This window comes from Nonomuraea glycinis (genome assembly GCF_014646515.1).
In the GTDB taxonomy this organism is placed as follows: Bacteria; Actinomycetota; Actinomycetes; order Streptosporangiales; family Streptosporangiaceae; genus Nonomuraea; species Nonomuraea glycinis.
Genome location: NZ_BMNK01000002.1, coordinates 330,612 through 346,889, shown reverse-complemented (window position 1 = coordinate 346,889; position 16,278 = coordinate 330,612). Strand labels below are relative to the sequence as shown.

Sequence of the window (16,278 nt, the reverse complement as noted above, 5' to 3'; positions counted from 1 at the left end):
GGAGTCGTTTCTTGGCCACCGCGGACACCCGCCCGACGATCGACGCAGCGCTGGCCAGGAGGCTGGTCGACACGCAGTTCCCGCAGTGGGCCGCGCTGCCTTTGCGGCTCCTGGACCCGGCCGGGTCGGACCATGTGATCTATCGGCTGGGCGAGCGGCTGTCCGTCCGGCTGCCCCGCCACGCCGGCGCCATCGGACAGGCCGAGAAGGAGCTCGAGTGGCTGCCCCGCCTGGCCCCGCGCCTGCCCCTGGCCATCCCGGTACCGGTGGGGGTGGGCGAGCCGGACTTCGGCTATCCGTGGCGGTGGGCGGTGTCGCGCTGGCTTGACGGCGAGGTGGCCACCGTCGAGGCGCTGGCCGACTCGTCTACGGCCGCCGTCGAACTGGCGGAATTCCTGGCCGCCCTCCAGCGGTTCGAGTCTCCGGCCGTGAAGGACCTCACCGGCCGGCCGCTGGCGGACCGGGATCACGAGACGCGGGCCGCCATCGCGGAGGTCGGCGGCGTGTTCGACGCCACCGCCATGACCGAGCTGTGGGACGCGGCCGTGCACGCCCCGGGATGGGATCGTCCCCCGGTCTGGTTCCACGGCGACTTCCACACCGGCAACCTGCTGACCGTCGACGGCCGGCTCAGCGCGGTCATCGACTTCGGCGGGCTCGGCATCGGCGATCCGGCCTGTGACCTGACCATCGCCTTCACCCTGATGTCGGCCGGCAGCCGGGCCGCCTTCCGCGCCGCACTCGACGTGGACGACGCCACCTGGACCCGGGGCCGCGGCTGGGCCCTCGCCACCGGCCTGAACGCCTACACCGCCTATGCCGCCACCCACCCGAGAATCGCCGCCCAGACCACCCGCCAGATCACCGAGGCCCTCATCGGCTAGCTCCTGGAACGGTGGGCGTCAGTGGCCCGCCTCGCCGACCTCACGTGGGGCAGCTCTCACGGTAGGGAAGGGCAGGGATGTAGGCACTCCACTCAGCGGTGGTGAGGGAACCTCCCGCACGCCGGCAGATCGCCCTGATGACACCGGCGGGTTCGACGATGTGCGTGCGCGCCACGCCGTTCAGGCCGAGGGTGACGACGCCCGTCCCGTCGGCCGTGAAGGCGATCGACTGGAGTTGTCCCGTGTCAGGGTCCTGCCCTCCTCCGGAGTCGGGCAGCGTGCCGAGGCTCGTTCCCGTGGTCGGATCGAGCAGCCGTACCCTGCCGTCGCCCGCGCCGATCGCGATGATGTCCCCACGCGGGGAGTAGGCGGCGATCGACAGATCGCCGGATTTCTCACGGATGCCCGGCCCAAGGCGCTTACCGGTCGTGTCCCACAGGGTCAGGCGGCCTCGGGAGTCCAGGACCACCACGCCCTCGCCGTTGTGGAGGAAGAAGATCCGGGTGCCGATGGTGTCTCTGCCGGTGGCGCTGAAGGGCGCGGTCACCGACTGGCCGGTTGCCGCGTCGAGCAGACGCTGGTCGGCACCGGCGACAGCCAGCTTGGTGCCGTCGGGGGAGAAGGCCACGTCGTTCGTCTCCGGGAGCGCCGCGCTCCAGAGCTTTCGCCCGGCCCGCCAATCCCATACCTGGGCGGCGTGCTGGAGCACGCCGCGCCCGTCGTCCGGGCTGCGTAGGACGAGCGCGAGGCGGGTGCCGTCAGGACCGAAGCTCACAACGGTGGGCTCCAGACCTCCCTCACCAGGAACGACCTCGCCCAGCACAGCCCGCGAGGCGACGTCCACGATCTTCACTTTGCCCTGGTCGACCGCGGCCAGCAACCTGCCGTCCTTACTGAAGAAAGCGTTCTGCATGGTGGGCAGCACGCCCACCGCCTTGCCGTCGCGCACGTTGCGCAGCCGGGTCACATCACCGGTCTGGGAGGCCAGGACCTGTCCGCCCGGGCTCAGCTTGCCGAAATTGGTCGGGGAGCCCGTCGGTGTGACGGCGAGATCGCTGACATCGATGGAGAAGACCCGATCCTCGATAAGGTAGCGGAACGTCCGGCCGTCGAAGGCGCCCTGGGGTTCCTCGCCGCCGGTGTCCGCATTGCCCAGCAGTGGCACCGTGGTGAGCAGCTGGGCATCGGCCATCCGCCAGAACTGAACCTCCTCGCCGGTGATCGAGGCGAGCAGCTTCCGGTCGCCGCTGACCGTCACCCCGCCGCCGTTCCAGGTCCCTTGCGTGCCGGCGCCGTCCTTGAGACCGATGTCCACAACGGACCTGTCCTTGAGGTCGGTCAGGCGCACCGTCTTCGCCCGCGGTGTCACCAGCCACGAGCCGTCCACGCCGGCGGGGAGCCGAGTACGCTCACCGGTCCGCGGATTCCACCGCTGGTTCTTGCCGGGCTCACGGATCGTCACCGTCCGGTCGTCCACATGAGTGATGTCCGCCCAGCCGTTGACGAGATCGAGCGGGCGGCCGAAGGTCCAGGTTCCGATCGTCTGTCCGCTGGACAGGTCCCAGGCTCGGAGCCGCTTGTCGGTCAGGACCACGAACATGCGACCCGACGGCGCCAAGGCCACGGCGGGCACCTGATCCCCGGCGAGGTCCAGCCGGGTGATCCCACCGATCCGCTTCCCCGTGCGGACGTCCCACACCTGGGCGGAGTCCCGGCCGACGCTGGTCAGGGTGCGCCCGTCGGCGCCGAGCGCCCGGACCGTGTCGCCGGCGCTCGCCCGATCCGTGAACATCGCCGACTCGCGCTGGGCGAGTGCCGTCATCAGCCCTTCCCTCGTGAGCGACGTGCGGTCCAGGCTCCACGCCGCCACGCTCAGCCGCATCGCCAGCATCGGATCCGTGCGGCGTATCTGTTGCGCGAGCCCGGCCAGCCGAGTCGCCTCCGACGTGCCGAGCGACGCGGTGATCTCTTCGGCGCGCCGATCGGCGATCAGACCCTGCTGCACGGCCAGCCCTCCGGCTACCAGCGAGATCACCAGCAACCCGCCGAGGCTGAGCGAGACCAGCCGGGCACGCTTGGCGCCGCGCCTGACCAGGTCCGCGCTCGCTTGGAGAAAACCTCGCTCCACCGAGGTCAGCGTGATGTTCCGCCGCGAGTTCGCCGCCCACCGCAGGGCATTGTCCAGGCTGCTGCCGCGGAACAGGTCGCTGTCCCGCCGACCGGCTCTGTCCCACCGCCCCGCCGCCGTGAGGATTTCCCGGTGCACGACCAGCCCGTCGCGGTTGGTGTCGATCCAGTGCCTGTATCTGGGCCAGGCCTGCGGCAGGGCCGGCCGGGCCAGCCAGATCTCCTCGCCGCTCCTGGCCAGGAGGTACGTGAACACCTCCAGGATCCGGTTGATCGCCGCCGCCTCGTGCTGTGCTCTTCCTTGGAGAAGCTCGGCCTGGGCCGCCCGTCGTACGATCAGATCCCCGCGCTCGTCCACGGTGACCAGCCGCAGGAACACCTCGGCCACCAGCTCACGCTCGGCGGGCCTGAGCATCGCGTACGCCTTCTCCGCCAGCGCGCCCAACGCGGGATCGTCGGCCGGCACGGCGATCCGGGTGGCCTCGCGGCCGCCCTCAGCGAGTAGCCGGGCGATGTCCAGCCGCCCGCCGCCGCTGACCAGAGTGAGCAGCAGCTCGCGGGAGGTCGGACGGTCGAGCGGATCCTTGGCCAGAGCGGCGGCCACCAGCGGATGCAGCGACTGCGGCAGCACGCTGAGGTCTGGGTTGGCGGACAACACACGATGCATGACCCCGCCCAGGCTCTCGGCCTGGAACGGATCGGCGCCGGTGGCGGCGAACATCACGATGCCGCCCCAGGCGAACACGTCCGCCGGCGCTCCCGCGCGGTGTCCGGTGAACACCTCCGGGGCCATGTACGTGGGCGTGCCCGTGACCAGGCCGGTCTCCGTGAGCGACATGTCCACCGTTCGGGAGATGCCGAAGTCGATCACTCGCGGGCCGTCCGGGCCGAGCAGCACGTTGTCCGGCTTCAGATCGCGGTGGATCACGCCCGCCTCATGGACGGCGGTCAGGGCGGTGGCGATGGCGGTGGCCAGGCGGTGCAGGTCACCGCCCGCGAACCGGCGGCCCCCGGCGACGACCTGACGCAGACTCGGCCCTTCGACGTACTCGCTGACGATGTACGGGCGGGGCCCCTCCAACTGGGCGTCGAGCACGCTCGCGGTGCAGAACGCGGCCACCCGCTGTGCAGCTGTCGCCTCTCTGCCCAACGCGGCGGCCTGGTCGCCGTGCAGGACCTTGACCGCGACACGGCAGCCGTCCTCCGTATAGGCCTCGTAGACCACGCCCTGGCCACCTGCCCCCAGCCGCCCGGCCAGCCAGTACGGCCCCAACCGCTGCGGATCACCGTCGAGCAGCGCCGTCGCCATTCTTCACCCCATATGTCTACGACTACGCGTGATTCGATGCGCCCGACCTGAACAAAGTTCGCATCAGTGGCCGCCGCTCTCGGCAATCGGTGAAACCGGGTGAGGGCGCCGTGAAACCGGCGTCGCCGAGAGTGAAGCCATGAGCATCACAGAACTCGGACGTATCGCGAGCGACCCGCCCCCCGACCGGAGCACCGGTCTGGCCGTACACGCGGAAGGGCTGGTGAAGGCGTTCGGCGGGCATCGGGCCGTCGACGGGATCGACCTGGACGTACACCCCGGTGAGATCTTCGGCGTCCTCGGCCCGAACGGCGCCGGCAAGACCACCACGCTGAGAATGCTGGCCACCCTGCTGAAGATCGACGCGGGCCGCGCCGAGATCTTCGGGGTCGACGTGGCCGGCAACCCGCACATGATCCGCCAGCTCGTCGGCGTCACCGGGCAGTACGCGTCGGTCGACGAGAACCTGACCGCCAGCGAGAACCTCTGGCTCTTCGGCCGCCTGCAGGGCATCGCCGCACCGCGCGCCCGGCGGATCGCCGCCGAACTGCTGGGCCAGTTCGGCCTGGAGGAGGCCGCCGACCGACCGATCGCGCAGTTCTCCGGCGGCATGCGCCGGCGCCTCGACCTGGCGGCCAGCCTGATCACCAGGCCGCCGCTGATCTTCCTCGACGAGCCGACCACCGGCCTCGACCCGCGCACGCGCGGCCAGATGTGGGACACCATCCGCGGTCTGGTCGCCGACGGCTGCACCGTGCTGCTGACCACACAGTATCTGGACGAGGCCGATCAGCTCGCCGATCGCGTCGCCGTCATCGACCACGGCCGCAAGGTCGCCGAGGGCACCCCCGACGAGTTGAAGACCGCGGTCGGCAATTCCGCCCTCCAGTTGCTGCTCGCCGAGCCGGACGAGGTGCCCGTCGCCGTGGAGATCGTACGGCGCGTCCTCGGCTCCGAGCCGGTCCTCAGCCCGGAGCGGGGCCGCCTCAACGTCGCCCTCGACCAGGCCGACCTGGCCGCGGACGTACTGATCGCGCTGCGCACCGCCGGGGTGTCGATCTCCTCGGTGAGCGTGGCCAAGCCCAGCCTGGACGAGGTGTTCCTCGCCCTCACCGGCCACGAGACGGACCATGACGACCAGAACGGCACGGAGGAGAACCGATGAGCACCATGATCGCACCCACCCGCGAGACGGTCCGCGCCGCCGAACGCGTGGCGGCCGCCCGGCGGCGCGTCTCCCTGGCCGAGACACTCAGCCAGACCCTGGCGATGGCCTGGCGGGCGGTCAAGAAGATGCGCCGCAACCCGGAGCAGTTCTTCGACGTGGCGCTGCAGCCCATCCTGTTCACCGCGATGTTCGCCTTCATCTTCGGCGGCGCCATCGCGGGCGACGTACAGAGCTACCTTCCCCTGATGATCCCCGGCATCCTCGCCCAGACCGTGCTGACGACGTGCATGGCCACGGGGACGCAGCTGCGCGAGGACCTGGAGAAGGGCGTCTTCGACCGGTTCAAGTCGCTGCCGATCTCCCGGATCGCGCCGCTCGCCGGCCCCATGGTGGCCGACCTGCTGCGCTACACGACCGCGGCCACGCTGACCTTCGGCATGGGGGTGGTGATGGGCTACCGGCCGGGCGGCGGGGTGGGCGGCGTGCTCGCCGCGATCCTCCTGGCGATCATCACGGGCTGGTCGCTGGCGTGGGTCTTCACCTGGGTCGGCACGATCGCCAGGAGCGCCCAGGCCGTCCAGGGCATCTCCATGATGATCATGTTCCCGTTGACGTTCCTGTCGAACGCGTTCGTCCCCGTCGAGACCCTGCCCGACTGGCTGGCCGCGTTCGTCCGGATCAACCCGGTCTCACACCTGGTCACGGCCGCCCGCGACCTCGCCAACAACGCCGTCGTCAGCGGCGAGGCGGCCTGGACGCTCGTGGCGTGCCTGGTCGTCATCGCGATCTTCGCGCCGCTGTCGGTACGCAGCTACAAGCGGCACATTTGAAGGCTCCCCCGCTTGAAGGCGGGGGATTCCCGCCCGGCCTTGCGGCCGGACGCCGCTTTCGCGGCACCTTCGGGCGTGTGGGGATTTCAGACTCAGGCGGCCTCCGGGAGCGGCGCTCCCGCAGGTCTTACGCCCTCGACACCTGCCGGGTTCCAACCTGCCCGGACCAGCATCACGCGGGCGCTGTTCTTGTCCCTGGGGGAGACAGCGCCGCACGCGGTGCAGGCATAGGTTCGTTCGGAGAGAGGTAGTGCGTGCTTGGTTCTCGCTCCGCACCGCGCGCAGTCCATGGTGGTGTGCGCGGGGTGCACGAGGCGGACCTCCCGCCCGTGCTTGCGGCCCATCTCGATCAGGGCGCGCTTGGTCGCCGAGATGGCCGCGTCCGCGGCCTTGCGCGCCATGTTCGACTTGGCCAGGAACTTCGGCCGGAAATCTTCCACCGCGATCCGGTCGTGGTCGCGGGCAACGGCCTTGGCCCACTTCCGTCCGGTGTCCTGCCGCTGGGCCGCCACCTTCCGGTGCAGCTTCGCGGCCTGCCGCTTCGCCTGGCGGTAGCCCTTCGATCCCGCCTGCCCCTTTGCCGGCTTGCGGCGAGCCATCATCCGCTGATAGCGGGCCAGCCGCTGCGCGGCCGTGCGCCCGTGCCCGGCCTGGGGAAGATCGTGGGCATCGCTGGTGGTCGTGGCCGTCTGTTGGACGCCCCAGTCGACACCGATCGCCCGGCCGGTCTCGGGCAGGGGCTCGGCCTGCACCACGACGACGAAGGACGCCTGCCAGTGCCCCACCGCATCGCGGTACACCCGCACCGAGGAAGGAGCGGCGGGCAGTTCCCGCGACCACACCGGGCGCACCACGATCCCGCCCGCCAGATGCAGAGCGCCGTCCTTGAGGCGAAACCCGCGCTTGGTGTAGTTCAAACTCGCCGCAGCCTCACGCTTGGTCTTCCAGCGCGGCATCCCGGCCCGCTGCCGCATCGGCAACCGGTCCTTGATGTCCTTGAGGGCTTTGGCGCGGGACTTCCCGAAGTCGCGTATCACCTGCTGCTGCGCAACGCTGGAGCCTGCCGCGAGCCACGGCGTGCGCTCGCGGGCCTCGGTCAGCATCTTGTCCAGCTGCGCCGGGCCACACGTGCGCTTCTCACCGGTCGCCTTGTTGTACCGGTACACCTGCATGGACTTGGCGACCGACTCATTCCAGATCCACCGGCACCGGTCCCACTCGGCCTCAAGCAGACGCCGGGCCGCAGACGACAGACGCACCCGGAAGGTGTACCGGGCATGCCCGACGTCCTCCGTAGCCGCTTCTGTCGTCATGCAGCCGAACCTACCTGGCAGGACTGACAGTTTTGAGCCCTACCGATCTTTGTGGTGTCCCACACCCGCGAGATGGTGGACGCCGGATCGCTCTGGCGGCGATCCGGCTACCTCTGCTCTGCTCCGCAGGAGTCCGATTCCTCCCCCGGCCTGAAGGCCGGAGCATCCTCGGCGGGAAACAGTGACCTGCCGGAGACCTGCTCCACGAGACCGCGCGCCTCGTCGAGCAGGTCGGCGCCGCGTCGATCGCCGTACTCGGCCCGTACGGCCGCGATCGTCCCGGGCGCGGCCCGCTCCGCGTACGGCTCGATCCGCTCGAAGGCCATGCAGGGCATGCTGTTGTTGTACGCGAACCGCTCGGCCAGCACCAGCAGCCTGATCGCGTCGCGGGGGGCCATGGCTTCCCGCAGCAGCCCCCAGGCGCCGAGCGAGAAGATCATCGAGCCGCACACCGGGTAGTCGAGGATGGGGTTGTCCTCGGTCAGCAGGTCGTAGCCCCGGATGATGGAGAACAGCTCCTCGCCGTACCGGACCTCTTCCGGAGGGGCGTGGTACGCGTACGCCGTCAAAGTGACCGATCCCGTGATGATCCCCCACGGCGTGGGATCCCCGCTCGGCGCCCCGGGCATGCGCAGGTCGTACGCCCGCTGGACGGCCAGGCGGTATTCCGCGAGCGCGGCGGCCGTCTCGCCACGGGCGAGGGCCAGCTCGGCCGCGCACAACGAGACGAGCGCCACCCCGCCGAACACCGCCTCGTTGTCGTGGATCCGGGTGAGCTCGGCGAGCTCGGCCGTCGCGGTGTCGAGGTCGCCGTCGGCGAGCGCGGAGACCAGCAGCAGCGCGCGGAGCTGGGTCTCGTCGTCGGTGGCGCCGAGCCGGCTCAGCACCGGGATGGCGATCCGGGCGTGTCGGACCGCCCGCCGGTGATCGCCGAGCCGCCTGATCAGCTGGGCCAGCTCGGCATGCATGATCGTGGCGGCCCACGGCCCCTCGTCCTCGTGGAGCATGGTCAGAACGCGCTCGGCCGCTTCGACCGCCGCGCCCATCTCTCCCGTGTTCTCCAGGACGTGCACGTTCATCTGCATCGCCGCCACGGCCACGTCACGGTCGGCGCTCCGGGACAACTCCGTAAGCCGGCGGCGCACGTCGGCGCCGTCGCCGCCGTCGCACGCGAGCAGCACCGTGGCCATCGCCGACAGGCGAGGATTCGTCGTGTCGCCGGTGGGCAGCGCGCGGAGGAGATCGCGCAGCGGATCGTCGCGGCGGTCGGTGATGATCATGATGTTGGTGAGCATGATCATCAGCGCGCTCCTGGTCGCCTCGACGAGGTGCGGCGGCGGCACCCAGCCGTTGACCAGCCGGGTGATCGCGTCCCGGTGCACGAACACCCGGGAGTGGTCGCCACGGATCGACCACAGCGAGCCGACTCCGGACAGCAACTGCATCGCCGTGGCCCGGTCGGACTCGCCGAGAGCCTGCCGCAGCAGCTCGGCGAGGTTGCTCTCCTCGGCGTTCAACGCGTCGGCCGCCGCGAACTGCGCCGGGCTGAACAGCCGGAAAGCATGCTCGGAGGCGTAGGCCGTCGCCCAGTCCCGCTGCGCCGCCCGGGCGGGCGCCTCCTCGCCTGCCTCCTTCAGCCGCATCCGCCCGAACTCCCTGACGGTCTCCAGCATCCGGTAGCGCAGGCCGTACCTCGTCTCGCGGACGCTGAGCATCGAGTGCTCGGTCAGCGCGTCCACCACGTGCAGGGCGTCCGGGCCGAGTACGTGCTCGGCCGCGGCCAGCGTGAACCCGTCGCCGAACAGCGACAACCACCGCAACGCCTGCCGTTCCGGCTCGTCCAGCAGATTCCACGACCAGTCGATGACCGCGAGCAGCGTCTGATGCCGGTCGGGAGCCGTACGATTGCCGCCGCGCAGCAGGGCGAACCGGTCCGCCAGCCGCCGCGCGATCTCCTCCACCGCCATCACCCGCACCTTGGCCGCGGCCAGCTCGATCGCGAGCGGCAACCCGTCGAGGCGGGCGACGACCTCCTCGACCGCTCCCTCGTCGATCCGCACCCCCGGACGGGCGGCCGTGGCCCGCTGGCGGAACAACTCCACCGCGTCGCCCGTGGGCAGCTCGCCGAGCAGGTAGACGCGCTCGGCGGGGATCGACAAGGGGGCGCGCGAGGTGATGAGCACCCGCAGGTCGCGGGTCGTCACGGTCAGGAACGCCACCAGGTCGGCGACGGCCTCGATCACGTGCTCGCAGTTGTCCAATATCAGCAACGCCGGAGCGAGGTCGAGATGCCGGGCGATCCGGGCGCGAACGTCGGAGCGCTGCTCGGCGGTCAGGACCCGCCGCCCGCTGACCGAGTCCCGGACCCCGAGCGCCGAGCCCACCTCGCCCACCACGCCCTCCGGCGAGGAGACGCCGACGAGCTCGACGAAGTGCGCGATGGGCTGGGTGGCGTTCCTGCCGACGACATGGGCCAGCCGCGTCTTGCCCAGCCCGCCGGGGCCGATGATGGAGACCACCCGGTTGGTCTGCAGCAGGGCGTGCACCGCCCGGATGTCGCCGTCGCGGCCGAGCAGCGAGGAACCGTCGAACAGGATGCCGGCGCGCACCGGCCGATCGGCGACGAGGAGCTCGGCGTACACCCGGGCCAGCTCAGGCCCCGGGTCGGTGCCGAGCCGCGCGACCAGGCCCGCGCGGTAGCGCTCGTAACGCTGCAGAGCGGCGGCGGCGCCTCGTACGGCGGCCTCGCTGCGCAGCAGGCAGACGAGCAGGTCCTCGTCGTGCGGCCGCTCGGCGGCGGCGTCCTCCAGCAGCGGCAGCGCGCTCTCGTGCGCGCCGCCGCGGCTTCGCGCGATCGCCGCCACCCGGCGCGCCTCGGCCACCCACCCGGCGGCGAGGTCTCTCAGCTCGGCGAGCGGGCCCGTGGCGCCGTCCGAGCCACCGGCCACCAGACCCATCGCCTCTTCGGCGCGGCGGCGGGCGAGCACCACGTCGTCCTCGCTCAGCGCGGCCCGTGCCTGCTCCACCAGCTCGCCGAGCAGCAGCGCGTCCACCTGACCGGCCGGCAGCCCGAGCCGGTAGCCGCCCGGCGTCCGCACCACGAGGTCGGCGCAAGTCGCTGCCCTGGTGCGGGAGATGACCACCTGCAGCGCCTTCGTCGGGTTGGCCGGCGTCTCCTCAGGCCACAGCGCCTCGACCAGCCGCTCGACACCGACCCCGGCGCGCCCGTGCATGGCGAGCACGGCCAGCAGCGTGTGCGCGCGATCGCCGACCACGCGCGCACCCTGCCAGCGGACGTCGTCGAGAAGGACCAGTCCGGGGGACACACCCTCAGCTTACGAACGAGTGCGCCCGCTCGTGGCAGGCGGATCCTTCGTCACGGGGAGATCGCGGATCACACCGTCAGGGGTGCCGCTCGTATGCCCTTTGGGGTAAGAAGATCAGCCGTTCTGGACCGGGCTCGGCGGCTCGGCCACGATGGGAGGATGACGGAGAACCGATCAGCGCGGCCGCCGGCGACAGGCGGAGGGGCAGGCTCCCGCCTGAACTGGGCGGCGGCGGTGAGCGCTGTGGCGGCTGCGATTGCCGCCGTGGTCGCGGTGATCGCTTACCTGGCCCCGCCGCCACCGGCTCAGCCCGACACGGTCGCTCCGGCCAGACAGTCACCGTCACCGGATCGGGTCACACCCCGGCCCGAACCGCCGACCCCGACTCCGTCGCCCGATTCCAGCACTCCGGAGCAGCCAGAGCCTGAGCCTGAGCCTGAGACCGAGCCTGAGACTGAGCCGAGCCGCACGCGAAGGGCCCGGGAAACCTCCCCGCCGCTGGTGGCGGCGGTCCGGCCCCTCGGCTGTGACGAAACGATGACGGCGCTGGCCGGATACCGCCGGAACGCCGGGGGCACCCGCAGCAGCCAGGCAGCGGCGGCTCAGCAGACGTACCGCGATCTGATGGGCGCGAGCCTCGACGCGCAAGGAGCGGTGGGGGCGATGATCAGACGGCTGACCGCCGAATTCCAGGAGCTGAGCTTCCGCTTGTCCGGCATGGTCAGCAGCGATCCCGAACAGGTGATCGCGGACATCAACGCGGACTTCGCCGAGCTCAAGAGGCTGTGCGAAGCCACCTGACCTGCTCAAGCCCGGCGGGCGGCTGCTCCTGCGTACCCTCTCGTTCTTCGCCCAGCTCGATCCCGACGCCCCGGCCCCGGTGTTCCCCGAGCCACTCCTCACCCCCGAACGGCATGAAACTTTCATCCGTCCCGCCGAGATTACGGCTCCGCAGGACTGATCCCCGACCTGGTGGCACGCCTGACCCGTCCTCACGAGCTGCCATGGCACAAGTTAACGCCGAGCCGAATCAGCGGCTCTCCATCGTCTCTATGGACGACTGAAAGGACCGACAATAACCTCCGGGCGTGCTCCGCCGACATCATGAGAAATGAGGTTGGAATTGACACGTGCCAAAGTACGTCGGGCGGTCGGCTCTGTCGCCATCGTCCTCGCAACGCTCGCGGCGATCCTGGTGCCCGTCACTCCCGCGCACGCCACCTACGGCCCAGATCAGACCGTGTCCATCACAGTGACCTCGAACGCGGGCCCGTCCCTCATGCTCGCCCAGCTGACCGGCACGCTGGCGTTCGACGACGGGAACACGAAATTCAGGTACGCGCTCCGGCTGTGCTGGGGCAACGGGGCCTACCCCATGCCGAACTTCTACGCCCTGGTCAACGGCAGCACCGTCGTCTATCCCTCCCAGACGGGCTCGACGACCGCGCCCGCCGGGTGCCAAGTGGCCCTGTTCCTCTACGACGGTGAATACACCCACTCCACCACCCTCACGAATGTCACTTTGTACGTGACGGGCGGCTGGTTCTATCCGGGCAACACTTACAACAGCCGCACCAAATCCGTGACCTACGACAACCCCTTCAACTGAGCCGTCGGGGATCGTTGTCACTCAGCTCGTCACGCACCCTCGCCGACGACCGTCGGCGAGAGTGCCGGCCGCCCTCCGCCTTGACCGCGCGGGCCGGCTTATCCCCGCATCCAGCTATCGCAGACCTAATGCCGTCTCGATATGCCGAACGACCAGCAGGAGATCAGGCGAGCGTCCCGGCCTTCTTGGCGGAGTCTTGGGGATCGGGCCGCCAAGGGACGCCTAGGCTGGGATGGATCCGCAGGTCACGCCTCTGAGGAGGAAGCCATGGCGAAGTTCATGGACGTGCATCACGGCATGACGGGCATCACCGACGAGCAGCTCAAGCAGGCGCACACCGCCGACCTCGAGATCCAGAGCGAGGAGGGGGTGACCTTCCAGCACGCGTGGGCGGACCCCGACGAGGGCGTGGTCTACTGCCTGTCGGAGGCGCCGGACGCGGATGCCGTACAGCGCATCCACCAGCGGGCGGGGCACCCGGCCGACGAGATCCACAGGGTAGCGCTGACCGTCTGACCAGCCGCGGACCTACGACCCCGTAGACCCGCTTGAGCTGCTTCCGACGCTCTTGGTCAGATCTTCCTGCCGACACCGGCATAGGCGCCTGGGACCGCTCCAGGCAGGATCGGGTCATTGTCGACATAGACGACATGCGCCGCCGGGTTGACCCCCTGGGCCACCTCATGGGTGTTGCCCGCGGTGGGGATCCCGGTGCCGATGTCCAGGAACTGCGTGACGCCCTGCTGGGCGATGTGGCTGACCGCCCGGCGGAGGAACGCGCGGTTCTCCCGCGCCCCCCCATCACCACACCCGCCGTCGCGGCGATGGCCGCCTCGGCCACCTTCCGGTCGGCCTCGAAGTTGTCCTTGCCACCGAGCCAGTAGTCGTACACCCGAGCGTTCACGAAATCTAGGCGACGCAACATCCGAGCAACCAGCCTCAACCGTCACTCTTCTTACTCGCGACGATCATGCAGATCTCTTGCTATGCGGGTCCGGCCGTGTTGGGCTCCTGCCGTGAGCAAAAAGTGGTACCCCGACGAACTGACGCTTCCTCTTGCCTTCCCGAACCGCCGCTTCCGTCTCTGGAGCTACGTGCCCACGCATAGTGGCCTCGTCGTGCGGTCGGAGTTCGAGCCAGACACGCCCCATGTCGAACTGCTCTTCCAGTCCGTCCACCTGATCAACCTTCCGACCAGGATGAACGGGCTCGTGGTCGCTGTCGGTGAGAACAGTAGAGCGTCGGGCGTGACATTCACCGTGAGCGGCGATGACTTCTCGGGCCACGTCATCGCGTCCCGCCTGTGTCTTGGTGTAGAGGAACGATCAAAATACAGTCCGGTCTCAATCTTCCATGGCTTGCTGAGCAGCGAATTCCCGCCCGAGCCACGCGCTCCCGCCTGATCATCCCCGGAGCGCCCACCGGAGGCGCTATCTGCGACGGCGCAGCACCACCCTGGCGAGCCAGACGATGGTGGGTAAGAGGATCAACAGAATGGCAAAGCCGGCTCCGACAGCGAGCTCGGCGCCGCCCCACAGCTGGATCGCAGGATCAGCGTCGTCCACCTTGCGAGGCTAGCCGCGAAGAGGAACGGATGCGCCCTGCCCCCCTCGGTGGTTGCGGCTCGGCTGCATGTGCCTGCGCGAAGCGATATTGCGCCCTCGCGCACTCACCGCGCCTACTTCCGCACCGAACACAATTCGCCACCTTTGCCGGCCTCCTGTCTTCTGCAATCTCAAATCGGAAACCAGGCCAGCAGCGACACCTTGGGCTCCCTTGCAAGGTCCGGATAGTCCCTCGCAGAATGTGCGGTGCGTGTGATATTAGCGCTGGCGAGAGAGATGGGGGGTGACGTCCTGCAAAGCGGTGTAGTTTCTGCCCTGATCAGTCCTGTTTGCTCAGGTAGGCGACGCCCGACGAGATCGTTGATCCACCACTCGACGGGACACCACTGAGATGGAGCGCAACCGTGCCACTCGGTGGCGGACGGGCCAGTCGCGCCCTAAGTATTCGGTGATTCCGCGTATGGCCGGGGGCGTGTGCGTGATGCGATGGGGCGTCAGCGGGCGTCGACTGTCTCTTGCTTCGGCTATGGCGAGTCGGCGTGCTGCGGCCTTCGTTGTCGATCAACGGATATCAGCCCCTCCGTTGCTGAAGGGCTCGTAAGGTCAGCAGCCATGGCAGACGTCGTTATTTGGGTGAAGCCCTTCGAGGCCAAGAATCACAACCCAGACACAAAGGGACGCAAGGGCCTCTGTAGCTGGCACGAGATGACTTCGGGGCGAGGTCCATGTCCGAACAAGCCGTACGCGAGCGTGAAGATCAGATACGCAGACGCGGACTACGAGCCGGTGCAGTCAGCCTGCGTCGAGGCCCTCAAGGAGATTTCACAACGCTACGGCTTCCCGATTCCGCAGGAGCAAGGCGAGCGTGTGGAGAACAGTTGATGCTGTAGCTGTACTTTGCAGCTGTACAAGATCGAAAAGGCCACTTCCGATCATGGGAGGTGGCCTTCGACGTGCGGTGGAGCCTAGGAGATTCGAACTCCTGACTTCCTGCTTGCAAATCGGTCTGATCTTCGAGGGTAACGGCCACGACGTGCGTCGAGGGCAGTCCACAAGTGACTGTGATTGACCGCTGCTGACCGCCCTTAATGGCACGCTAATGGCACGACGATCAACGGATGACGTGCCACGAAAGGTGTCTACCTTCGGGCGATGTTGCCTAGCTAGCCCAAGGCTGCTCTGCTCCCCCACCGGCCTGGACTCCATCCTTCTCCCAAGCCGTCAGCCCAGGACAGTAACCATGATCAGATAGGCCTGGCAGGATCATCTCCATGGCTGAGATCGATGACCTTCTACGGCGTGTGCTCGTGAAGGCAGAAGCGACCACGGAACGGCTGTCTCCCACCGCGACAGCGGAGGAAGTTGAAGATGCGGAGCGCATCCTGGGCTTCGGGCTGCCTCCAGTGCTGGCTCGGCTCTACGGTCAGGTGGCCAACGGCGGTTTCGGCCCCGACTACCAACTCTTGCCACTCACAGGCGATGGGCGTACCGCAGTAAGCGACTATCGCGAGGAACGTGCGACGCGGCGGTCCGGTGAGGCATCCTGGCCGGCAGAGGTTCTGCCGATCCTGGATTGGGGATGCGGCATGTACGCCGCGGTGGACTGTCACAGTCCTGAGGGCACCGTGTTGCTCTTCGAGCCGAACGGCATTAGCGCTGACTGGCACACCGCGTGGTACGTCGACGCCGAGAGCCTGACCAACTGGTTGGAGACCTGGCTCTCGGGGACGGGCTGGTACGAAGAAGATGCCGCCGAACGCGATGAGGTGCAGGAACCAAGGCCTTGGGAGATAGCTCGGCAGCGATTGTCAGAGCCGGAGTAATTCGGCCGCCCTGTGTCTTACGGGTCACTGTTGACTGCCAGCGCCACGCAATCCGGTGGGGCCAGGGCCGAGGAACGAAGCCCTGGACCTTCGATCGCCCCCATGTACGTACGTCGGCCAGCCATGCCGTGGCGATCGTAGGGCTGCATCTGTGCGGCGGTGCGGCAACCCCGGACGGAGCGTTCGGTTGGTACGGCGCGGCAGGCGTGCGGCGGCCGGCCCGGTGTCCCGCCACCGTCCGGGACCGACCCCCAGGCCGCACGCCCGGACGGCGGGCGGGCGGAGGGCCGGCGGTACGGCGGCGCGCCGCGCCGCCGCTTGATA

The 16,278-nt window shown here is 69.2% G+C and carries 14 protein-coding genes and 1 pseudogene; 9 read left to right on the top strand and 6 right to left on the bottom strand.

What is annotated here, in order from left to right; genetic code table 11:
- Window positions 1-11: 11 nt before the first annotated feature.
- Entirely contained in the window at window positions 12-884 is an 873-nt protein-coding gene (locus IEY87_RS06815; protein ID WP_225277135.1) for an aminoglycoside phosphotransferase family protein, read from the top strand.
- Window positions 885-924: 40 nt separating this feature from the next.
- Here the strand turns inward: IEY87_RS06815 and IEY87_RS06810 are convergent, their stop codons facing one another.
- A complete protein-coding gene (locus IEY87_RS06810; RefSeq protein ID WP_189137625.1) occupies window positions 925-4,320 on the bottom strand; it encodes a WD40 repeat domain-containing serine/threonine protein kinase in 3,396 nt (1,131 codons plus the stop codon).
- A gap of 139 nt (window positions 4,321-4,459) precedes the next feature.
- Here IEY87_RS06810 and IEY87_RS06805 point away from each other — a divergent pair, with 139 nt between their 5' ends.
- Together IEY87_RS06805 and IEY87_RS06800 are read left to right on the top strand one after the other, a co-directional pair.
- Window positions 4,460-5,485 (top strand): ATP-binding cassette domain-containing protein, encoded by a 1,026-nt coding sequence (locus IEY87_RS06805; RefSeq protein WP_189137624.1) that lies wholly within the window; start codon window positions 4,460-4,462, stop codon window positions 5,483-5,485.
- On the top strand, window positions 5,482-6,318 hold the full coding sequence (locus tag IEY87_RS06800) for an ABC transporter permease (protein ID WP_189137623.1): 837 nt from the start codon (window positions 5,482-5,484) through the stop codon (window positions 6,316-6,318). Before IEY87_RS06805 ends, IEY87_RS06800 begins: the two co-directional genes overlap by 4 nt.
- Window positions 6,319-6,410: 92 nt before the next feature.
- Here IEY87_RS06800 and IEY87_RS06795 read toward each other — a convergent pair whose 3' ends face one another.
- Together IEY87_RS06795 and IEY87_RS06790 are read right to left on the bottom strand one after the other, a co-directional pair.
- Complete coding sequence (locus IEY87_RS06795; protein ID WP_189137622.1) at window positions 6,411-7,631, bottom strand: RNA-guided endonuclease InsQ/TnpB family protein; 1,221 nt, start codon at window positions 7,629-7,631, stop codon at window positions 6,411-6,413.
- Between the two features lie 107 nt (window positions 7,632-7,738).
- A complete protein-coding gene (locus IEY87_RS06790) occupies window positions 7,739-10,957 on the bottom strand; it encodes an ATP-binding protein (protein ID WP_189137621.1) in 3,219 nt (1,072 codons plus the stop codon).
- 537 nt (window positions 10,958-11,494) lie between these two features.
- Between IEY87_RS06790 and IEY87_RS06785 the strand changes: the two genes are divergently transcribed.
- The 3 genes from IEY87_RS06785 (at window position 11,495) to IEY87_RS06775 (ending at window position 13,082) form a co-directional block, all read left to right on the top strand.
- Window positions 11,495-11,758: a hypothetical protein gene (locus tag IEY87_RS06785; protein WP_189137620.1), complete on the top strand. Its 264-nt coding sequence runs from the start codon at window positions 11,495-11,497 to the stop codon at window positions 11,756-11,758.
- Between the two features lie 322 nt (window positions 11,759-12,080).
- Complete coding sequence (locus IEY87_RS06780; protein ID WP_189137619.1) at window positions 12,081-12,566, top strand: hypothetical protein; 486 nt, start codon at window positions 12,081-12,083, stop codon at window positions 12,564-12,566.
- A 267-nt stretch (window positions 12,567-12,833) separates the two neighbouring features.
- Window positions 12,834-13,082: an SCO4226 family nickel-binding protein gene (locus tag IEY87_RS06775; protein ID WP_189137618.1), complete on the top strand. Its 249-nt coding sequence runs from the start codon at window positions 12,834-12,836 to the stop codon at window positions 13,080-13,082.
- A gap of 56 nt (window positions 13,083-13,138) precedes the next feature.
- On the opposite strand, the gene IEY87_RS46960 is transcribed toward IEY87_RS06775, so the two are convergent.
- Together IEY87_RS46960 and IEY87_RS46955 are read right to left on the bottom strand one after the other, a co-directional pair.
- Complete coding sequence (locus IEY87_RS46960; protein ID WP_308426445.1) at window positions 13,139-13,318, bottom strand: SAM-dependent methyltransferase; 180 nt, start codon at window positions 13,316-13,318, stop codon at window positions 13,139-13,141.
- A 95-nt stretch (window positions 13,319-13,413) separates the two neighbouring features.
- A pseudogene (locus IEY87_RS46955) lies at window positions 13,414-13,491 on the bottom strand (SAM-dependent methyltransferase); the annotation flags it as partial.
- Between the two features lie 91 nt (window positions 13,492-13,582).
- On the opposite strand from IEY87_RS46955, the gene IEY87_RS06765 reads away from it, so the two are divergent.
- Window positions 13,583-13,969 (top strand): hypothetical protein, encoded by a 387-nt coding sequence (locus IEY87_RS06765; RefSeq protein ID WP_189137617.1) that lies wholly within the window; start codon window positions 13,583-13,585, stop codon window positions 13,967-13,969.
- A 27-nt stretch (window positions 13,970-13,996) separates the two neighbouring features.
- On the opposite strand, the gene IEY87_RS46610 is transcribed toward IEY87_RS06765, so the two are convergent.
- A complete protein-coding gene (locus tag IEY87_RS46610; RefSeq protein ID WP_263651748.1) occupies window positions 13,997-14,131 on the bottom strand; it encodes a hypothetical protein in 135 nt (44 codons plus the stop codon).
- Window positions 14,132-14,743: 612 nt separating this feature from the next.
- On the opposite strand from IEY87_RS46610, the gene IEY87_RS06760 reads away from it, so the two are divergent.
- Window positions 14,744-15,013 (top strand): hypothetical protein, encoded by a 270-nt coding sequence (locus tag IEY87_RS06760; RefSeq protein WP_189137616.1) that lies wholly within the window; start codon window positions 14,744-14,746, stop codon window positions 15,011-15,013.
- 389 nt (window positions 15,014-15,402) lie between these two features.
- Window positions 15,403-15,954, top strand: coding sequence for an SMI1/KNR4 family protein (locus tag IEY87_RS06755; RefSeq protein ID WP_189137615.1), 552 nt, complete (start codon window positions 15,403-15,405; stop codon window positions 15,952-15,954).
- Window positions 15,955-16,278 lie beyond the last annotated feature (324 nt).